We start from the raw sequence: 2,023 nt of genomic DNA on the forward strand, positions 1-2,023 counted from the left end.
CGCTCGTGCAGGGCCTCGCGCTCGTCCTTCGGCGCCGCTGCGAGCGTGCGCTTGTGCAGGATGCCCACCGCCGCCTTGGCGCCCATCACGGCCACCTCCGCGTCGGGCCACGCGAACACGGCGGAGGCGCCCAGCGCGCGCGAGTTCATGGCGATGTAGGCGCCGCCGTAGATCTTGCGGGTGACCAGCGTGACGCGGGCGACGGACGCCTCCGCGAAGGCGTGCAGCAGTTTGGCGCCACGCCGGACGACGCCCTCCCACTCCTGGGAGACCCCGGGGAGGTAACCGGGGACGTCGACGACGACGAGCAGCGGTACGCCGAACGCGTTGCACAGGCGGACGAACCGGGAGGCCTTCTCGGCCGACTCGGAGTTGAGGCAACCCCCCAGGCGGAGCGGGTTGTTGGCGATCACGCCGACCGTGCGGCCCGACATCCTGCCGAAGCCCACCACGATGCTGGGCGCCCACTTGGCCTGGAGCTCCTCGAAGGTCGTGCTCCCGTCCAGCTCGGACGAGTCGAGGATGCCGTGGACGAGGGGACGCACGTCGTAGGCCCGCTTGGGTGACTCCGGGAGCAACCCCGCCAGATCCGTGTGGTCGCCCTCGAGCGCCCGCAGATCGAACTCACCCTGCGCGGACAGGAGGTTCACCAGCCGCCGCGCGCGGTGCAGAGCGTCCCGCTCGTCAGCGGCGGCGATGTGACACACGCCGGACTTGCGGTGGTGGACGTCCTGGCCGCCGAGGCCCTCCATGTCCACCTGTTCCCCGGTGACGGAGCGGACCACGTCGGGTCCGGTGACGAAGATCTTGCCCGCCGGCGCCATGATCACGACGTCCGTGAGCGCGGGGCCGTACGCGGCACCGCCGGCGGCGGGCCCGAGCACGACCGAGATCTGCGGCACGTGGCCCGAGGCGCGGACCATGGCCTCGAAGACCAGGCCGACCGCGTGCAGCGCCTCGACGCCCTCGGCGAGTCGTGCCCCTCCCGAGTGCCACACGCCCACGACGGGCAGGTGCTCGTCGATGGCGGTGTCGATCGCGTGGACGATGTGACGGCACCCGTCCAGGCCCATCGCGCCACCCATGACGGTGGCGTCGGTGGCATAGGCGATCGTGGGTTCGCCGTCGATCAGGCCCCGCGCGGCGAGCGCGCCCGACGCGTCGGGTTCCGTGAGGAACTCCAGTGATGCCGGATCGAAGAGGTTCTCGAGCCGGGCGACGGGGTCGCGCGGGTCGATCTGGGTGTTCTGGTCCACGGTGCTCGTGATGGTCATCGAATGCAGTCCTTTCCGCGGCGCACCTCCCGGATGGGAGGGTGCGCTCCTTATGGACCCCCGGACTGGCTGGTGTGGGAGAGGCGAGCGATCCGGGACCCCCGTCCCTGATCACGCCTTCCGCCCGTCACCCCGCGTGACGCGGGGTGCTCTCGTGTGTCGGGTCCCGGACGTGGGGTGGAGACGCGGGCTCGTCTGGTGCACCGACCGCACCTTCGGCCCTGAACGCGTCCCCGCCCCGTGCTCCGGGACGTGGTGTCAGCTCTGGTCGATCTTCTGGATGTAGTCGACCGCATCCTGCACAGTACGCAACTTGGCGAGGTCCTCGTCCGGGATCTCCACCCCGTAGCGGTCCTCCGTCTGGACCGCGATCTCCACCATGGAGAGCGAATCGATGTCCAGATCGTCCACGAAGGACTTCTCCGGGGTCACCTCGGAAGGCTCGATTCCGGTGACCTCCTCGACGATCTCCGCAAGTCCGGAGATGATCTCGGCCTCGGTGCGTGCCATGTGGTGTCCTTTCTGGTGGTGTCGTCGCGCCCGGTCGGGCACGGCGGGGTCGTCATGACGCGACCGCCGGGCGAGGCCGGCGACCGCGGGTTCGTGGGGGTGGTCTACGCGCCGCTGAGTGCGGGGACGGCGTCGAGCGCGTCCTCCAGGTCCTCGGGCGTGGTGACGCCGTGCCGGGGCACCTCGCGCATCATGCGCTTGGCCAGGCCGACGAGCGCCCCGGACGGGGGGAGCTCGAA

General features: G+C 70.8%; 2 protein-coding genes. Both read right to left on the reverse strand.

Annotated features, from left to right (window positions below; translation table 11 throughout):
* A partial coding sequence (locus G6020_RS13750) for a carboxyl transferase domain-containing protein (protein ID WP_182611002.1) occupies window positions 1-1,274 on the reverse strand: 1,274 nt, incomplete at its 3' end.
* Between the two features lie 258 nt (window positions 1,275-1,532).
* Complete coding sequence (gene acpM, locus G6020_RS13755; RefSeq protein WP_095719155.1) at window positions 1,533-1,784, reverse strand: meromycolate extension acyl carrier protein AcpM; 252 nt, start codon at window positions 1,782-1,784, stop codon at window positions 1,533-1,535.
* Window positions 1,785-2,023 lie beyond the last annotated feature (239 nt).

The sequence above is a fragment of the Dietzia sp. B19 genome (assembly GCF_014145155.1).
Lineage (GTDB): Bacteria > Actinomycetota > Actinomycetes > Mycobacteriales > Mycobacteriaceae > Dietzia > Dietzia natronolimnaea.

Excerpts from the sequence above, each read along its gene's own strand:
- acpM (WP_095719155.1), bottom strand. The coding sequence starts at position 1,784 with ATGGCACGCACCGAGGCCGAGATCATCTCCGGACTTGCGGAGATCGTC.